We start from the raw sequence: 16,125 nt of genomic DNA, 5'->3' as shown, positions 1-16,125 counted from the left end.
ACGCGGCATACTGGTCACACTTTGTCTCGTTCAAGGAACCTGTATGCAGTTGGACCCCGCCAGCGGTTGGTGCGAGGGCATCCGCCATTGCCCTTCGCCCAACTTCAACGAGCGCCCCGCAGGCGAAATCTCACTGTTGGTGGTGCATAACATCAGCCTGCCACCGGCGCAGTTTGCCACGGGCAAAGTGCAGGAATTTTTCCAGAATCGCCTGGATGTCACGGAGCATCCCTACTTTGAAGGGATTGCCGACCTACGGGTGTCTGCGCATTTTCTGATTGAACGCGATGGCGCGGTGACGCAGTTTGTGTCCTGTCTTGATCGGGCCTGGCATGCCGGGATCTCGCAGTTCGAGGGGCGGGACACCTGCAATGACTTTTCCCTGGGGGTAGAGCTGGAGGGCACGGATGATCAGCCGTTCACGGATGCCCAATATGCGTCCCTGACCGATCTGACCCGCCAACTGCTGGCGGCTTACCCAGGTATCACGCCCCAGCGCATTTGTGGTCACAGCGATATCGCGCCGGGACGCAAGACCGATCCTGGCCCCGCTTTTGATTGGGCGCGCTTTCGCAGCGCCCTGCAGCATGGAGGACAAGCACGATGAGTTTCCTGGTGTTGGTGCTGGCCGTATGGATCGAGAAGTTCTCGGCCCTGCGCCAGCGTTTGCAACGTGATGGCGGTTGGCTGCGCGAACTGGCCAAGCTGGAATCGAGCCCGCGCATGGGCAAGCAGCCTTGGCTGATTCTGACCCTGCTGGTGTTGTTGCCGGTGGCCTTGCTGGCGTTGTTGCTGCTGGTGCTGGAGCCGGTGGCTTACGGATTGCTGGCGCTGCCGGTGCACCTGTTGATCGTCATCTACAGCCTGGGCCGCGGTGACCTGCTCGCCGGGCTCGGTCCATTTCGGGATGCCTGGCGGCGGGGCGACCTGCAGGCCGCCGAACATGTTTCCGAACGTGACCTGAGCCTGAGCGCCGAAAGTGGCGAGCAATTGCTGGAGCGCGTGCAGGGTCATTTGTTGTGGCAGGCCTACCAGAGCTTTTTCGCAGTGATTTTCTGGTACTTCCTGCTGGGCCCGGTTGCCGCGCTGGCTTATCGCCTGCTCGCACTGGCCAGTGAACACAGCAAGAACCCACTGGTGGCCGAGCGTGCGGGCCAATTGCGCCACGCGTTTGACTGGCTGCCGGTACGCTTGCTGGCGGCCAGCTTTGCCTTGGTGGGCAACTTCGTCGCGGTTGGTCGTGTGATGCTGCATGAACTGTTGAGTTGGGACATCAGTGCCGCCGAGTTGGTGGAGAAAGTCGGCCTGGTTGCCGCCGAAATCCCGCCGCCGGCGGTAGGCCCCGACGGCATCAATAGCCTCGACCGGCTCTGGGAGCTGCTGCTGCGCGCGGCGGTGCTGTGGTATGCCGGGTTTGCGATCTGGACCGTGCTGCCCTGACTGCGAACCAGGTCAAAAAATGTGGGAGCGGGCTTGCTCGCGAATGCGGTATATCAGTCGATGAGTCTTTGACTGACACACTGCATTCGCGAGCAAGCCCGCTCCCACATTTGTTTTTGCCGCGCCCTTCCTGTCGTTAACCTTAAGTTACAAAACTCCCTGTCGAATTGAGCTATACAGATGCTGGCTAACTGCCGCCCTGCGCCTCAATAAAAATAAAAGAAAGGGAGTTCACCTGTGAAGAGCTTGCTCTATCCCGCCGTCGCGCTGATGAATCGCCTGAGCTTCGGCATGAAGTTCAGCTTGATCAGCGTGTTATTCCTGCTGCCCATGCTCGCGACCAACTATTACCTGGTGCGTGATTCATGGCGTGAATTCCAGGGCACGCGCGTAGAACTGCAAAGCCTCGACTTGCTCGGCAGCAGCCTGGCCCTGCGTCGCGACCTGGAAACGCTCAATAACCAAGTGCAGATCAATGCCACCCTCGGCCAGTCCGGCAAGGCCGGCGACCTTGAGGCCAAGATCAGTGCCCTGGAACAAAGCGTGCTGAACCGCCTGCAAGGCCTCGACGCCATGGCCACCGAGCCCGAGCAAATCGCTGCTTTTGACGCCAAGCGCGACGAGTTGATCGCTGCTTTCAAGGCTCAGCAACAGGAAACGTCGCTGCTGAGCAAAAGTGCGCTGATCGGCAAGTTGCTCAACAAGGCGCAGATGCTCAGCCAGATCATTGCCAGCCAATCCGGCTTGAGCCGCGACCCCCAGAGCGACCTGCGACAGCTCAGCGAACTGATCACCAGTGTCACGCCGCACGTCACCCAGACCCTTGGCGAAGGCCGGGCGATGGGCGCGTATTCCCTGGGGCAGGGCTTTCTCAATTCGTCGTCCAGCACACGTTTTGACGAACTGTTGCAGCAGTTGGAAAAACTCCAGGCCGAATATGGCCTGAAGTTGCAGGATGCGCTGGGCTCCAGCAACGCTGCTCACACAGCGCTCGACAGCCTGGCCAAGGCCAGCAACGCCAGCCTCAAGCAGGGCAGCGAGTTGTTTGAGGAGCAGGTGGTGATGGCCGAAACCCTTGACGCGCCGTGGCAGGGTTTCTACGACAGCGTCAGCCGGTTGATGGCCCAGACTTACCAGCTCGATGACGCCACTCTGACGTTCCTCGGCCAGCAGCTGGAGCAACGCTTGGCGCAGCATCGTACGCACATGGTGGTGCTGGTCTCGGCCCTGACAGCGGTGTTCTTGCTGATCTTCTATCTGTACGCCGGGTTCTACGCCTCCACGCGCACCACGCTGCGCCGCCTGGGCGCGATGATGGACAAAGTGGCGGCCGGCGACATGACCGTCACCTTTGTTGCCCATAGCCGCGACGAGCTGGGTGACCTGGGCCAGGTGTTCAACGGCACCGTGGCGAAGATCCATGACCTGATCGAGCGCGTCGGGCATACCGTCAGCCAAGTCGAGTTGCAGGCTGGGCAGGTCGAAACGGTCTCGGCCCGGAGCAACCAGGCGGTGTCGGGCCAGCGCACCCAGATCGAGCAGGTGGCGACGGCCATGAACCAGATGTCGTCGACTGCCCAGGAGGTTGCCCGCAGCGCGGCGGCTGCCGTCAGCAGTGCCCACAGTGTCAACGATGAAACCGTCAGCGGCCGTGGCCTGGTGCAGTCCCAGCAGGGCAGCATTGCGCGGCTGGCCTCGGAGATCGATCAGTCGGTGCGGGTGATCAACCAGTTGGCCACCGACAGCCAGTCCATCAGCAGTGTGTTGGAGGTGATCAAAAGCATCGCCGAGCAAACCAACTTGCTGGCGCTCAACGCCGCCATCGAGGCGGCGCGGGCCGGTGAGCAGGGGCGGGGGTTTGCGGTGGTGGCCGATGAGGTGCGCACCCTGGCCCGGCGCACCCAGCACTCCACAGAAGAAATCGAACAGATGATCAGCCGCTTGCACGGCGGCGTGGCAGCGGCAGTCAAGGCCATGGGCAGTAGTCATGAAATGGCCAATGGCACCGTGGGTCAGTCGGAAAAGGTCCAGCAGGCCCTGGAAAATATCCTCGGCGCCGTAGGAATGATCGTCGACCAGAACCAGCAGATTGCCGCTGCCGTGGAGCAACAGACCGCTGTCGCCCACGACATTGACCAGAACATCGTTGCAATCAATCGTGCCGGCGAACATGCCGCCGAAGGTGCGCATCAGACCGAGGCAGCGAGCCGGCAGTTGTCGATGCAGGTGATCGAGTTGAAGCAATTGATCGGTGCGTTTCGCGTGTGAGATCTAGTTGTAGGATTTATCGTTTGCTGGCGTGGTGCCCGTCCTGATTTCGCGGCGTCTCTTTTCTGGGTCCCTGAATGGGTGAAAATTGTTTCACTCGATTTCACGCTTAGAGGAGGCACAGCGATGAACGCTGTAATCGGCATCAAGGGGCACTGCGCTCATTGCGACATCACCTTCAATCTCAAGCCTTGGCAAGTGAATGCCATCGCCATTGAGGAGCCATTCGATTGCCCGTATTGCCAGTGGATACTCCAGTTGAACTGTCCTCGGCAGTTGCGCCAGTTCAGGTCCCTGGACCATTGGGCGCTGGTACAGCCGAGCATGGTAGTGCTGACCTGCATGGTGCTGATCGTGGCATTGGTGACCGAGTGGGTAGGGCTGATCAGTGTGATCGGCCAGTTCAACATTTCGCTGGTGGTGGTGCTGGTGCATTTCCTGGTGTTGCGATACGCCCGGTATCGCCAGCGCATAACCCTGGACCTGCAACTGGCTACGCCGTCACTGCCAATTGAACAGCTCGCACGCATTGCGTGTGCTCGCCTCAGCCAGCAATAGAGCGTGGGTGCCCATGCGCTCGGCGAGGGCAGCGCAAATGTCCGGCAGGTGTTCCGGGCTGTTGCGTTGACCCGGGTACATGGCGGGCGCCATATCGGGTGAGTCGGTTTCCAGCACCACCGCGTCGAGCGGCAGTTGCGCTAGCACCTTGTGCATGCGCAGGGCCTGGGGCCAAGTGGCGGCGCCGCCCAAGCCCAGCTTGAAACCGAGCTTGATGTACTCACGGGCTTCTTCGCGGCTACCGGCAAACGCATGGATGATGCCGCCACGCGGCACACGGATGCGCTTGAGGGTGGCGATCACTGCGGCGTGGCTGCGACGTACATGCAGCAACGCTGGTAATTGGAAGTCGACCGCCAGCTTGAGTTGGGCTTCAAACAGGCTTTGCTGGCGGTCGCGGTCCAGTTGTTCGAGGAAGTAATCCAGGCCGATCTCGCCGACCGCGCACAGTTGTCGGTGGCCATGCAGGCGCGTCAACCAGTCGCCCAATTCCGTGAGGTCGGCGGGGCGATGCTCATCGAGGTACACCGGGTGCAGGCCAAAGGCAGCGAACAAACCTTCGTCTGCCTGCACCAGGTCCCACAGGCGCTGCCAATTCTGCTGATACACGCCCAACACCACCATGCGCCGCACGCCCAGTGTGCGGCTGTTTGCGAGGACGTCCCGGCGGTCGCTGTCGAAATCCGGGAAGTCCAGGTGGGTGTGGGTGTCGATCAGCTCCACGCTCACGCCTCGTGAATACGCTGCTTGAAGGTTCGACCGATGGCATGCACGCCGGGTTGATACTGTTCTTCTTCGATCGCGGCCAGCGCCAGGCGCAGGGCGGTATCGGCGATCAACTGGTGCTGCTGGGCCATGGCATTGACCGGCAGCGGCAGGAAATCCAGCAACTGCGTATCACCAAAGGTGCCCAGGCGCAGCGGTCGTGATTTGAGCGGGAAGTCATGCAAGGCATCGAACACGCCTTGCAGCAGCACGTAGGAAGTGGTCACCAGCGCGTCAGGCAAATGCCCCAGTTGTTGCAGAAGTTGCTCCATCAACTGTCGGCCACAGTCGCGGCTGAAGGCTTCAGCATGTTCGATGATCACTTCGCCGGTGAACCCTTCGAGGGCCTCACGGAAACCCGCGGCACGTTCCTGACTGATGCTCAGCTCGGGCCGTGCGCCGATCAGCACGATCTGCTTGGGCAACGGTTGCAACAGGCTGCTGGTCAGTTGCTGGCAGGCCTGGCGGTCGTCGCTGACCACCGAGCAAAACTGGTCCGAGCCCATCACCCGGTCGATGGCAATCACCGGCAGGCCCTTGGCTTGTAGCTCGCGGTAACTGTCATCGCTGGCCGGCAGGCAACTGGCGACAAACAGCGCATCACAACGGCGGGCGCGAAACAGTTGCAGCAATTGGCGCTCGCTGTCGGCGTCGTCGTCGGAGCTGGCGATCAGCAGTTGGTAGCCGCGCGCCCGTGCGCCTTGCTCCAGGAGCTTGGCGATGCGTGCGTAACTGGGGTTTTCCAGGTCCGGCAGGATAAAGCCCAAGGTGCGCGTGTGCCGACTGCGCAGCCCGGCGGCCTGTGGGTTTGGGGTAAAGCCATGGGCTTCGACCACAGCACGCACCCGTTCAACGGTGGCGTTGCTGATGCGTTGCTGTTCGGCCTTGCCATTGATGACGTAGCTGGCGGTGGTCACGGACACACCGGCGAGACGTGCGATATCACTGAGTTTCAAACCGGGATTTCCTTGTTTTCTGAAGCTTGCCCCGACATTTTGTCCAATCGTAACCGATTCCAGCACCCGACCAATGTCTCAGCTCAAGTGCCGAGTGGTTCTTCAATGAGGCGCAATTAACGCGTAGTCTTCCATAAATTCTAGATTAAACGTTTCAGCCAGCGTATTTTTAAGACGTTCGCGACTGAGTGGCTACTGCCAATTGACTGCTCAGTCAGTTAATCGTGAACACCCCTTACACTGTTTGTTTAAAACAATACCTAGTGCGCCCTTGCACTAACTAGGAGAACGGCATGCTTGAGCTCACTGTAGAGCAGATTTCCATGGGCCAGGTGGCTGTGGACAAATCTGCTGCCTTGCACCTGCTCGCTGACAAACTGGTGGCCGACGGCCTGGTCGCCGAGGGTTATCTCAGCGGTTTGCAAGCCCGTGAAGCCCAAGGCTCGACCTTTCTCGGCCAAGGTATTGCCATCCCCCACGGCACCCCCGAAACCCGCGACCAGGTGTTTTCCACCGGTGTGCGCCTGCTGCAGTTCCCCGAAGGGGTGGACTGGGGCGACGGCCAGATCGTGTACCTGGCCATCGGCATTGCGGCCAAGTCCGACGAGCACCTGCGCCTGTTGCAACTGCTCACCCGCGCCCTTGGCGAAACCGACCTGGGCCAGGCACTGCGCCGCGCCGGCACCGCCGAAGCCTTGCTGAAACTGTTGCAGGGCGCACCGCAGGAACTAGCGCTGGATGCGCAGATGATCAGCCTGGGCGTGTCCGCCGACGACTTTGAAGAACTGGTATGGCGCGGCGCACGCCTGTTGCGTCAGGCCGATTGTGTGAGCAATGGTTTCGCCGCCGTGTTGCAGCAGGTGGATGCGCTGCCCCTCGGTGACGGCCTGTGGTGGCTGCACAGCGAGCAGACCGTCAAGCGCCCGGGCCTGGCGTTTGTTACCCCGGACAAACCCATGCGCTACCTCGGCCAACCGCTCCATGGCCTGTTCTGCCTGGCCAGCCTTGGTGAAGCCCACCAGACCCTGCTCGAACGCTTGTGCGCCTTGCTGATCGAAGGGCGCGGCCAGGAACTTGGCCGCGCCACCAGCAGCCGCGCCGTGCTCGAAGTGCTCGGCGGCGAACTGCCGCCCGATTGGCCCAGCGTACGCATCACCCTGGCCAACGCCCACGGTCTGCATGCGCGGCCGGCGAAGATCCTCGCGCAGTTGGCGAAAAGTTTTGATGGCGATATCCGCGTGCGCATCGTCGATGGCCCGGTAGGCGCGGTGTCGGTGAAAAGCCTGAGCAAGCTGCTGAGCCTCGGCGCGCGGCGCGGCCAGGTGCTGGAATTTGTCGCCGAGCCGAGCATTGCTGGCGACGCACTGCCCGCGCTGTTGGCGGCGGTGGAAGAAGGCCTCGGCGAAGACGTCGAGCCACTGCCGACCCTGAGCGCTCAGCCCGAAGCCCTCGATATCGAACCGGTGATCAGCGCGCCATTGGCCGGCAGCCAGATCCAGGCCATCGCCGCCGCGCCAGGCATCGCCATCGGCCCTGCGCATATTCAGGTTCAGCAAACCTTCGATTACCCGCTGCGCGGCGAGTCCTCGGCCATCGAGCGCCAGCGCCTGCACAGCGCCCTGGCCGAGGTGCGCCGCGACATCCAGGGCCTGATCGAGCGCAGCCAATCCAAGGCGATCCGCGAGATTTTCATCACCCACCAGGAAATGCTCGACGACCCGGAACTCACCGACGAAGTCGACACCCGTCTCAAGCAAGGCGAAAGCGCTGAAGCGGCGTGGATGAGTGTGATCGAAGCGGCCGCCAAGCAGCAGGAGTCGCTGCAAGACGCCCTGCTCGCCGAGCGTGCCGCCGACCTGCGGGATATCGGCCGTCGCGTGCTGGCGCAACTGTGCGGGGTTGAAACCGCCCAGGAGCCGAGCGAACCCTACATTCTGGTGATGGACGAAGTCGGCCCGTCCGACGTTGCGCGGCTTGATCCGGCGCGCGTCGCCGGCATCCTTACCGCCCGTGGCGGCGCGACGGCCCATAGCGCCATTGTCGCCCGCGCCCTTGGTATCCCTGCATTGGTCGGCGCCGGCCCGGCGGTGTTGCTGTTGGCTTCCGGTACGCCGTTGTTGCTCGACGGCCAGCGCGGCCGCCTGCATGTGGACGCCGACACCGCCACGCTGCAACGCGCCACGGTCGAGCGCGACACCCGCGAACAGCGCCTGCAAGCTGCCTCGGCGCAACGCCATGAACCGGCGCTGACCCGCGACGGTCACGCCGTGGAAGTGTTTGCCAATATCGGCGAAAGCGCAGGCGTGGCCAGCGCGGTGGAGCAGGGCGCCGAAGGCATTGGCTTGCTGCGCACCGAACTGATTTTCATGGCCCACCCGCAAGCGCCGGACGAGGCCACCCAGGAAGCCGAATACCGTCGCGTCCTCGATGGCCTCGCCGGTCGTCCGCTGGTGGTGCGCACGCTCGATGTGGGCGGCGACAAACCGCTGCCGTACTGGCCGATCGCCCAAGAGGAAAACCCATTCCTTGGTGTGCGCGGCATTCGTCTCACCTTGCAGCGCCCACAGATCATGGAAGCGCAACTGCGGGCGCTGCTGCGTTCGGCGGATAATCGCCCGCTGCGCATCATGTTTCCCATGGTCGGCAGTGTTGACGAATGGCGTGCCGCCCGCGACATGACCGAGCGTCTGCGCCTGGAAATCCCGGTGGCGGACCTGCAACTGGGCATCATGATCGAGGTGCCGTCGGCGGCATTGCTCGCGCCGGTCTTGGCCAAGGAAGTCGACTTTTTCAGTGTCGGCACCAACGACCTGACCCAGTACACCCTGGCCATCGACCGTGGTCACCCGACCCTGTCGGCCCAGGCCGATGGCCTGCACCCGGCGGTGTTGCAACTGATCGACATCACCGTGCGCGCCGCCCATGCCCATGGCAAATGGGTCGGCGTGTGCGGCGAGCTGGCAGCGGACCCGTTGGCCGTGCCGGTGCTGATCGGCCTGGGCGTTGATGAGCTGAGTGTGTCGGCTCGCAGCATTCCCGAAGTGAAGGCGCGTGTACGCGAATTCAGTCTGAGCGAGGCCCAGGGCCTGGCGCAACAAGCACTGGCGGTGGGCTCGCCCGCCGAAGTGCGTGCCCTAGTGGAGGCCGTGTAGATGGCAAGGATTCTGACCCTGACGCTGAACCCGGCGTTGGACCTGACGGTACGCCTGGCGCGCCTGGAACCGGGTGAAGTCAATCGCAGCGAAACCCTGCTGACCCATGCCGCCGGCAAGGGTGTGAATGTGGCGCAGGTGCTGGCCGATCTGGGCCATCAGGTGAGCGTGGGCGGGTTTCTCGGTGAAGAAAACCCCCAGGCGTTCGACGCGCTGATTGCCCTCCGTGGATTTGGCAATGCGTTCATTCGCGTGCCGGGCGAAACACGCAGCAATATCAAGATTGCCGAGCAGGATGGCCGGGTCACCGACATCAATGCGCCTGGGCCGTTGGTGAGTGAAGAGGCGCAGAACGCACTGCTCAAACTCATCGCCATCGTCGGCCCTGAATTCGATGCGGTGGTGGTGGCTGGCAGCTTGCCGCGTGGTATCAGCCCTCAGTGGTTCCAGGGTTTGCTGGAGAAAATCAAGGGCCTGGGCTTGAAAGTCGCCCTGGACACCAGCGGCGAAGCGCTGCGCGCCGGTTTGAAAGCCGGCCCGTGGCTGGTCAAACCCAATACCGAAGAACTGGCCGATGCGCTGGGTAATGCCCCGGATGCCATCAGCCAGTTGCATCAACAAGGTGTGGAACACGTGGTGGTTTCCGACGGCGCCGCCGGCGTGAGCTGGTACAGCCCAGGCGCATCGCTGCACGCCACACCGCCCAAGGTCGCGGTCGCCAGCACCGTCGGCGCCGGCGACTCGCTACTGGCCGGGATGCTCCACGGTCTGCTCACGGGTGATACCCCGGAGCAAACCTTGCGCCGAGCCACGGCAATTGCCGCGATGGCGGTGACGCAGATCGGTTTCGGCATCAGCGATCACGCGCAGTTGGCGCGCCTCGAAAGCGGCGTCCAAGTGCGCACGCTGACAGAACAATAAGAGGGTTTGTGATGAAGTTAGCCATTGTTACTGCCTGCCCGAACGGCATGGTCACCAGTGTGCTGTGCGCTCGCTTGTTGGACGCCGCCGCGCAGCGTCAGGGCTGGAGCACCAGCGTTGAAGTGGTGGATGTGCAGCGCCCGGAACGCCAGTTGTCCCAAGCCACGATCGACGACGCCGAATGGGTGTTGCTGGTCAGCAGCACCCCGGTGGATATGCAGCGGTTTGTCGGCAAGCGTGTGTTCCAGAGCACACCGGCCCAGGCCCTGGCAGATGTCGACGCTGTATTGCGGCGCGGCGCCGAAGAGGCGCAGGTGCATGTCGCCACCGAACACGCGGCCAAAAAAGCGCCGCGTATTGTTGCTATCACCGCTTGCCCGACGGGCGTCGCCCACACCTTCATGGCGGCCGAGGCCTTGCAGCAGACCGCCAAGCGTCTGGGCTACGACTTGCAGGTCGAGACCCAAGGCTCGGTCGGTGCCCGTACACCCTTGAGCCCGCAGGCCATCGCTGATGCAGACGTGGTGTTGCTGGCCGCCGATATTGAAGTCGCCACCGAGCGCTTCGCCGGCAAGAAGATCTACCGTTGCGGCACCGGCATTGCCCTCAAGCAATCCGAAGCCACCCTTAACAAAGCCCTTGCTGAAGGCGCGGTGGAAAGCGCGGCCAGCGGTACCGTGGCCAAGAAGGAAAAAACCGGCGTCTACAAACACCTGCTCACCGGGGTGTCGTTCATGTTGCCGATGGTGGTGGCGGGTGGATTGTTGACCGCCTTGTCATTCATGTTCGGCATCACGGCGTTTGAAGAGCAAGGCACCCTCGCCGCCGCGTTGAAAACGGTGGGTAACCAGGCCTTTATGTTGATGGTGCCGCTGCTGGCGGGCTATATCGCCTACTCCATTGCCGACCGTCCCGCCCTGGCCCCCGGCATGATTGGCGGGCTGCTGGCGACGACCCTGGGTGCAGGCTTCATCGGCGGAATATTCGCCGGTTTCCTCGCCGGCTACTGCGTCAAGCTGATCAGCCGCGCGGTGCAACTGCCGCAGAGCCTGGATGCGCTCAAACCGATCCTGATCATCCCGTTGTTGGCGAGCCTGTTCACCGGCCTTGCGATGATCTATCTGGTCGGGCCGCCGGTGGCGCGGATGCTGGTGGGCCTGACGGGATTCCTCAACACCATGGGCACCGCCAATGCCGTGCTGCTGGGCGTTCTGTTGGGCGGCATGATGTGCGTCGACCTTGGCGGGCCGATCAACAAGGCCGCCTACGCGTTCTCGGTCGGCATGCTCGCCGAGCACAGTGGCGCGCCGATAGCCGCGGTGATGGCCGCGGGCATGGTGCCGCCCATCGGCATGGGCATCGCCACGTTCCTGGCCCGCCGCAAGTTCGCCCAGACGGAGCGGGAAGCTGGCAAGGCGGCGATCATTCTCGGGATGGTGTTCATTTCCGAAGGTGCGATTCCCTTTGCGGCCAAAGATCCGCTGCGCGTGATCCCGGCCAGCATCGCCGGTGGCGCGTTGGCCGGTGCCTTGTCGATGTACTTTGGTTGCAAACTGGCAGCGCCCCACGGCGGGCTGGCGGTGCTGGTGATCCCGAATGCGATGAACCATGCGTTGCTGTATTTGCTGGCAATCGTTGCCGGTAGCCTGCTGACGGGGTTGGTGTACGCGCTGATCAAACGCCCCGAAGCGCAAGAGCTGGCCGTCGCCCCTGCCTGACCCTGTAGGAGCCGGCAAGCCGGCTCCTACAGGGAATGGGTGTCATCTGGCTTTCATCCCGACGTGGTTAAGTTTCCCTTTTGATACTCAAGAGGGCACCTGCATGAGCCACTTCGATCTCGGCCGTCGCCGCGTGATGCAAGCCGTCGGCGCCGGCCTGTTGTTGCCGGGCCTGGCCCCGGCAGTGATCGCGTCGGTCAAGGACCGGCCGCAACTCACCGACGGCGTGCAGTCCGGCGACCTGCTCGGTGATCGCGCCATGATCTGGAGCCGCAGCGACCGCCCAGCCCGCATGGTGGTGGAGTGGGACACCCGCAGCGTCTTCAGCAACCCGCGCCGGTTCATCTCGCCCCTGGCCGACAATCGCACCGACTTCACCGCACGCGTCGAACTCACCGGACTGCCCGCCGACCAGGCGATTTTCTATCGCGTGCACTTCGAAGATGCCCAGACCGGCGTCGCCAGTGAACCCTGGTTCGGCCACCTGCGCAGCGTGCCGCAACAGCGCCGCGACATCCGTTTTGTGTGGAGCGGCGACACCGTTGGCCAGGGCTTCGGCATCAACCCGGACATCGGCGGCATGCGCATCTACGAAGCCATGCGCCTGCGCCTGCCGGACTTCTTTATCCACAGCGGCGACACCATCTACGCCGACGGCCCGGTGCCGGCGCAACTGACCACCGAAGGCGGGCGCATCTGGCGCAATATCACCACCGAAGCCAAGAGCAAAGTCGCCGAGACCCTGGATGAATATCGCGGCAATTACCGCTACAACCTGATGGATGAAAACGTGCGTCGCTTCAACGCCGAGGTGCCGCAGATCTGGCAATGGGACGACCACGAAGTGGTGAACAACTGGTCGCCGAGCAAGCAACTGGACGAGCGTTACCAGACAAAGGACATCAACACCTTGGTGGGCCGTGCGCGCCAGGCTTGGCTGGAGTACTCCCCCATGCGCCGGCAAAGCGCCGATGGCGGCGGGCGGATTTATCGCAAGCTCAGCTACGGTCCACTGCTGGATGTGTTCGTGCTGGACATGCGCAGCTATCGCGGGCCCAACGATGACAACCTGGGCGCTGAAAAACCCTTCCTTGGCCGCGAGCAGTTGGATTGGCTCAAGCGTGAACTCAAGGCGTCTCAGGCGCAGTGGAAGGTGATCGCCGCCGACATGCCCATCGGCCTCGGCGTGCCCGACGGTGAGGTCAGCCCCGGTGTGGCGCGTTGGGAAGCCATCGCCAACAACGATCCGGGTGCGCCGCAAGGGCGCGAGCTGGAAATTGCAGAGTTGCTGGGCTTTTTAAGGGCGCAAAAAGTACGCAACCATGTGTGGCTGACGGCCGACGTGCATTACTGCGCAGCGCACCACTATCACCCGGATCGCGCGGCGTTCCAGGATTTCGAGCCGTTCTGGGAGTTTGTCGCCGGGCCGTTGAATGCGGGGAGTTTCGGGCCCAACCCGCTGGATAAAACCTTTGGCCCCGAAGTGGTATTCGAGAAGGCTCCGCCGGCACAGAACACCTCGCCGTTCGCGGGTTTTCAGTTTTTTGGCGAAGTGCAGATCGATGCGCAGACAGCGGAGTTGACGGTCATTCTGCGCGACCTGGATGGCGTCTCGGTATTCGAACAAAAGCTACAACCCGCCTAAGCCCCGCCCCCTGTAGGCGCCGGCTTGCCGGCGATGGCGCCCTTGAGAGGAATGCAGGGCTCAAGGGCCTCATCGCCGGCAAGCCGGCGCCTACAGTAGAGGGGGAGGTCAGTAGACGTCGCGGCGATAACGCCCTTGCTCGATCAGCCGATCCACCGCCTCTCTGCCGAGTATGTCCACCAGCGCCTGGTCCACCCCAGCCGCCATGCCCTGCAAACTCCCGCACACATAAATCGCCGCGCCTTCCGACAGCCACTTGCGCAGTACATCCGCCGATTCACGCAGGCGATCCTGCACGTAGATTTTCTCTTCCTGATCGCGGGAAAACGCCAGGTCCAGCAACGCCAGGTCACCACTGGCCAGCCAGCCTTGCAGCTCGTCCTGGCACAGGAAGTCGTGCTGGATATTACGTTCGCCGAACAGCAACCAGTTGCGCTGCTGGCCATCGGCAATACGTGCCTTGAGCAAACTGCGCAGGCCGGCCAGGCCGGTGCCGTTGCCCAGCAGGATCAGAGGCACGGGGGCCTCCGGCAGGTGGAAACCACTGTTGCGGCGCAGGCGCAGGCTGATGCTTGAACCGACGGTGGCGTGCTCGGTGAGCCAGCCGCTCGCCAGCCCCAGGCTGCCATCGGGGTGGCGCTCCTGGCGCACGATCAACTCCAGCACGCCGTCGCTGGCAATCGAGGCGATGGAGTATTCGCGCATGCCCAAAGGCACCAGCGCGTTGACCAGTGCCTGGGCGTGCAGGCCGACCAGATGCGCGCGGTTGTCCGGCAGTTGGCGGGTAGCCAGGGCCTGGTTGAGGGATTGCGCGAGGCCTTCGATCAATACGCCGTCACTGCCGGCCAGGCCCAGGCCTTCGAGGAAATGTTCGATGGCCCAGGGGCAATTGCGTGGCAACACTTCCACCAGGTCGCCGGCTTGCCAGCGTTGGGGCGACGGCGAGGTAAGGCCAAGCAAATAGACATCCGAGCCGGCGCTGTCGCGGTTGAGCAGGGTGCGCTGGCTGAGTGTCCAGTTTTCATACTGGGCGGTTGGCCAGGCGCTGACCGCCGCTTGGCCGGTGAGTTGGCCAAGCTGTTGTTGCCAGTGCAGCAGGGCGCTGGTGTCGCCGCTGTCGACTTCCACCGGGGCGAACAATGCATTGCCACCCTGGTGGGTGAGCCAGAAATGCAGGCGCCGCGCGAAGCCGCAGAAGTGTTCGTATTGACGATCACCCAGGGCCAGCACCGAATAGTTCAGGCCCTTGAGGGACAGGTCCTGGCCGAGCACGCTGCGTTCGAACCCGCGGGCGCTGTCGGGGGCTTCGCCGTCGCCGAAGGTGCTGACCACGAACAGCGCGTTTTCCGACTGGCGCAGGTCATCCTGGCTGACGCTGCCCAGGGGTTGCACCTTCACCGGCAGGCCAGCCGCCTGCAATTGCCCAGCCGTTTGCCAGGCAAGCTGCTCGGCAAATCCGCTCTGGCTGGCAAAGCCGATCAGCCACGCTGGCGCATCGCTGTGGTTGGCCGTGAGGCATTTGCGCGCATCACGCACCTGGCGCTTTTTGCGCCGGCGATCCAGGTAAAGCAACCAGCCGGTGATAAAGAACAGCGGCATCAACACCGAGCTGAGCGTGAGGATAATCCGCCCCACCAGGCCGAAATAACTGCCGGTGTGCAGTGCGTAGACGCTGGTCAGCAGTTTGGAACCAAGGCTCTTGTTCGCATACTGGTCGTGGGATTTGACCTCTCCGGTGGCCGGGTCCAGGTTGATCTGGTTGAGTGCGCGGTCATGGGGCGAGTTTTCCAGCAGGTAGTAGACGGTTGCCGGTTGCCCCGCGACGGCGGGCATGCGGATGTTGTAGGCGTTCAAGCCGGGGCCGGCGTTGCTGTAGATACTGCTCCAGATCGCGTCGTAGTTGGCCACGGGCGCCGCACCCTCGGGTGCCGGGCCGCGCTTGCGCACCCGTTCGTTGTGCGGGGCGTCGGACAGCAGTTTGGTCAGGCCCTGGCTGTACCAGTCGTAGGACCAATACAAACCGGTCAGCGCCGACAACAGGTAGGCCAGCAGGCACCAGGTGCCGACTACCGAGTGCAGGTCCCAGTTGAAGGCACGGCCTTTCTTGCGCCAGTCCAGCGTCAGCCAGGCCCGCCAGCTCGCCACTTGGCGCGGCCAGCGCAGGTACAGGCCGGAGAGGCAGAAGAACACCAGGATCAGCGTGCAGGCACCGGTGATGTTGCGCCCGGTATCGCCCATCACCAGGAAACGGTGAAATTGCAGCAGGAAACCGAAGACGTCCTGGCCGACCACGTCGCCCATGTAGTCGCCGGTGTAGGGATCGAAATAGCGCAACTGGCCACGGCGCTCGCCGGGCGGCGGGGTGAAGAACACGCGTGCAGCGTTGCCGCTTTCGCTCTCGACGAACAGCATGGCCACGGTCTGGCCTTCGGTGGCCTCCAGCTTGCGCACCAGCTCGGCGGGCGGCAGTACGCCGGCGTCGCGTTTTTGCACGGTCAATACGCTCGGGTTGAGCGTGCGCAGTATTTCATCCTGAAACGAGACCGCAGCCCCGGTGATCCCCATCAAGGCCAGCACCAGCCCGGCGGTAATGCCGAAGAACCAGTGCAACTGGAACAGGGTTTTCTTCAACACGTCTGACCGCCTCGTCTATCTGGATATGTAGGGCACGGCGCGCATTATGCCGTGGCTTTTCGAGAAAC

11 protein-coding genes and 1 pseudogene are annotated in these 16,125 nt (G+C 63.0%); 9 read left to right on the top strand and 3 right to left on the bottom strand.

Annotation, left to right across the window (positions count from 1 at the left end; translation table 11 throughout):
- Nucleotides 1-43: 43 nt before the first annotated feature.
- The 5 genes and pseudogenes from ampD to KHP07_RS04345 all read left to right on the top strand — a co-directional run bounded on the left by ampD (nt 44) and on the right by KHP07_RS04345 (nt 4,266).
- A complete protein-coding gene (ampD, locus tag KHP07_RS04360; RefSeq protein ID WP_078046831.1) occupies nt 44-607 on the top strand; it encodes a 1,6-anhydro-N-acetylmuramyl-L-alanine amidase AmpD in 564 nt (187 codons plus the stop codon).
- The gene (gene ampE, locus KHP07_RS04355) at nt 604-1,440 is read left to right on the top strand and encodes a regulatory signaling modulator protein AmpE (RefSeq protein ID WP_214496645.1); all 837 of its coding nucleotides are present in this window, start codon (nt 604-606) and stop codon (nt 1,438-1,440) included. The genes ampD and ampE overlap by 4 nt, the downstream gene beginning before the upstream one ends.
- A 270-nt stretch (nt 1,441-1,710) precedes the next feature.
- Nucleotides 1,711-2,802: pseudogene (locus KHP07_RS29800) on the top strand (methyl-accepting chemotaxis protein); the annotation flags it as partial.
- The gene (locus KHP07_RS29795; protein WP_371857067.1) at nt 2,779-3,708 is read left to right on the top strand and encodes a methyl-accepting chemotaxis protein; all 930 of its coding nucleotides are present in this window, start codon (nt 2,779-2,781) and stop codon (nt 3,706-3,708) included. The pseudogene KHP07_RS29800 and the gene KHP07_RS29795, both read left to right, overlap by 24 nt.
- 126 nt (nt 3,709-3,834) lie before the next feature.
- Nucleotides 3,835-4,266 (top strand): hypothetical protein, encoded by a 432-nt coding sequence (locus KHP07_RS04345; protein WP_078046834.1) that lies wholly within the window; start codon nt 3,835-3,837, stop codon nt 4,264-4,266.
- On the opposite strand, the gene KHP07_RS04340 is transcribed toward KHP07_RS04345, so the two are convergent.
- Nucleotides 4,210-4,989 (bottom strand): TatD family hydrolase, encoded by a 780-nt coding sequence (locus KHP07_RS04340; RefSeq protein ID WP_078046835.1) that lies wholly within the window; start codon nt 4,987-4,989, stop codon nt 4,210-4,212. The genes KHP07_RS04345 and KHP07_RS04340 overlap by 57 nt on opposite strands.
- 2 nt (nt 4,990-4,991) lie before the next feature.
- Nucleotides 4,992-5,987 (bottom strand): catabolite repressor/activator, encoded by a 996-nt coding sequence (cra, locus tag KHP07_RS04335; RefSeq protein WP_078046836.1) that lies wholly within the window; start codon nt 5,985-5,987, stop codon nt 4,992-4,994.
- 293 nt (nt 5,988-6,280) lie between these two features.
- On the opposite strand from cra, the gene ptsP reads away from it, so the two are divergent.
- The 4 genes from ptsP to KHP07_RS04315 all read left to right on the top strand — a co-directional run bounded on the left by ptsP (nt 6,281) and on the right by KHP07_RS04315 (nt 13,423).
- A complete protein-coding gene (ptsP, locus tag KHP07_RS04330) occupies nt 6,281-9,139 on the top strand; it encodes a phosphoenolpyruvate--protein phosphotransferase (RefSeq protein WP_214496643.1) in 2,859 nt (952 codons plus the stop codon).
- Nucleotides 9,140-10,060, top strand: coding sequence for a 1-phosphofructokinase (pfkB, locus tag KHP07_RS04325; protein ID WP_099494023.1), 921 nt, complete (start codon nt 9,140-9,142; stop codon nt 10,058-10,060).
- Nucleotides 10,061-10,071: 11 nt separating this feature from the next.
- Complete coding sequence (locus KHP07_RS04320; RefSeq protein WP_099494024.1) at nt 10,072-11,778, top strand: PTS fructose-like transporter subunit IIB; 1,707 nt, start codon at nt 10,072-10,074, stop codon at nt 11,776-11,778.
- 103 nt (nt 11,779-11,881) lie between these two features.
- Nucleotides 11,882-13,423 (top strand): alkaline phosphatase D family protein, encoded by a 1,542-nt coding sequence (locus KHP07_RS04315; protein ID WP_099494025.1) that lies wholly within the window; start codon nt 11,882-11,884, stop codon nt 13,421-13,423.
- A 108-nt stretch (nt 13,424-13,531) separates the two neighbouring features.
- Here the strand turns inward: KHP07_RS04315 and KHP07_RS04310 are convergent, their stop codons facing one another.
- Complete coding sequence (locus tag KHP07_RS04310; RefSeq protein ID WP_214496642.1) at nt 13,532-16,057, bottom strand: PepSY domain-containing protein; 2,526 nt, start codon at nt 16,055-16,057, stop codon at nt 13,532-13,534.
- Nucleotides 16,058-16,125 lie beyond the last annotated feature (68 nt).

The organism is Pseudomonas sp. VS40 (assembly GCF_018587885.1).
Classification (GTDB): domain Bacteria; phylum Pseudomonadota; class Gammaproteobacteria; order Pseudomonadales; family Pseudomonadaceae; genus Aquipseudomonas; species Aquipseudomonas pergaminensis.
Note: the sequence above shows the minus strand (reverse complement) of the source record. Positions and strands in the feature narration are given on the sequence as shown.

Coding starts and splice junctions, on each gene's coding strand:
- ampD (WP_078046831.1), top strand. CDS start 44: ATGCAGTTGGACCCCGCCAGCGGTTGGTGCGAGGGCATCCGCCATTGC.
- ampE (WP_214496645.1), top strand. CDS start 604: ATGAGTTTCCTGGTGTTGGTGCTGGCCGTATGGATCGAGAAGTTCTCG.
- KHP07_RS29795 (WP_371857067.1), top strand. CDS start 2,779: ATGACCGTCACCTTTGTTGCCCATAGCCGCGACGAGCTGGGTGACCTG.
- KHP07_RS04345 (WP_078046834.1), top strand. CDS start 3,835: ATGAACGCTGTAATCGGCATCAAGGGGCACTGCGCTCATTGCGACATC.
- ptsP (WP_214496643.1), top strand. CDS start 6,281: ATGCTTGAGCTCACTGTAGAGCAGATTTCCATGGGCCAGGTGGCTGTG.
- pfkB (WP_099494023.1), top strand. CDS start 9,140: ATGGCAAGGATTCTGACCCTGACGCTGAACCCGGCGTTGGACCTGACG.
- KHP07_RS04320 (WP_099494024.1), top strand. CDS start 10,072: ATGAAGTTAGCCATTGTTACTGCCTGCCCGAACGGCATGGTCACCAGT.
- KHP07_RS04315 (WP_099494025.1), top strand. CDS start 11,882: ATGAGCCACTTCGATCTCGGCCGTCGCCGCGTGATGCAAGCCGTCGGC.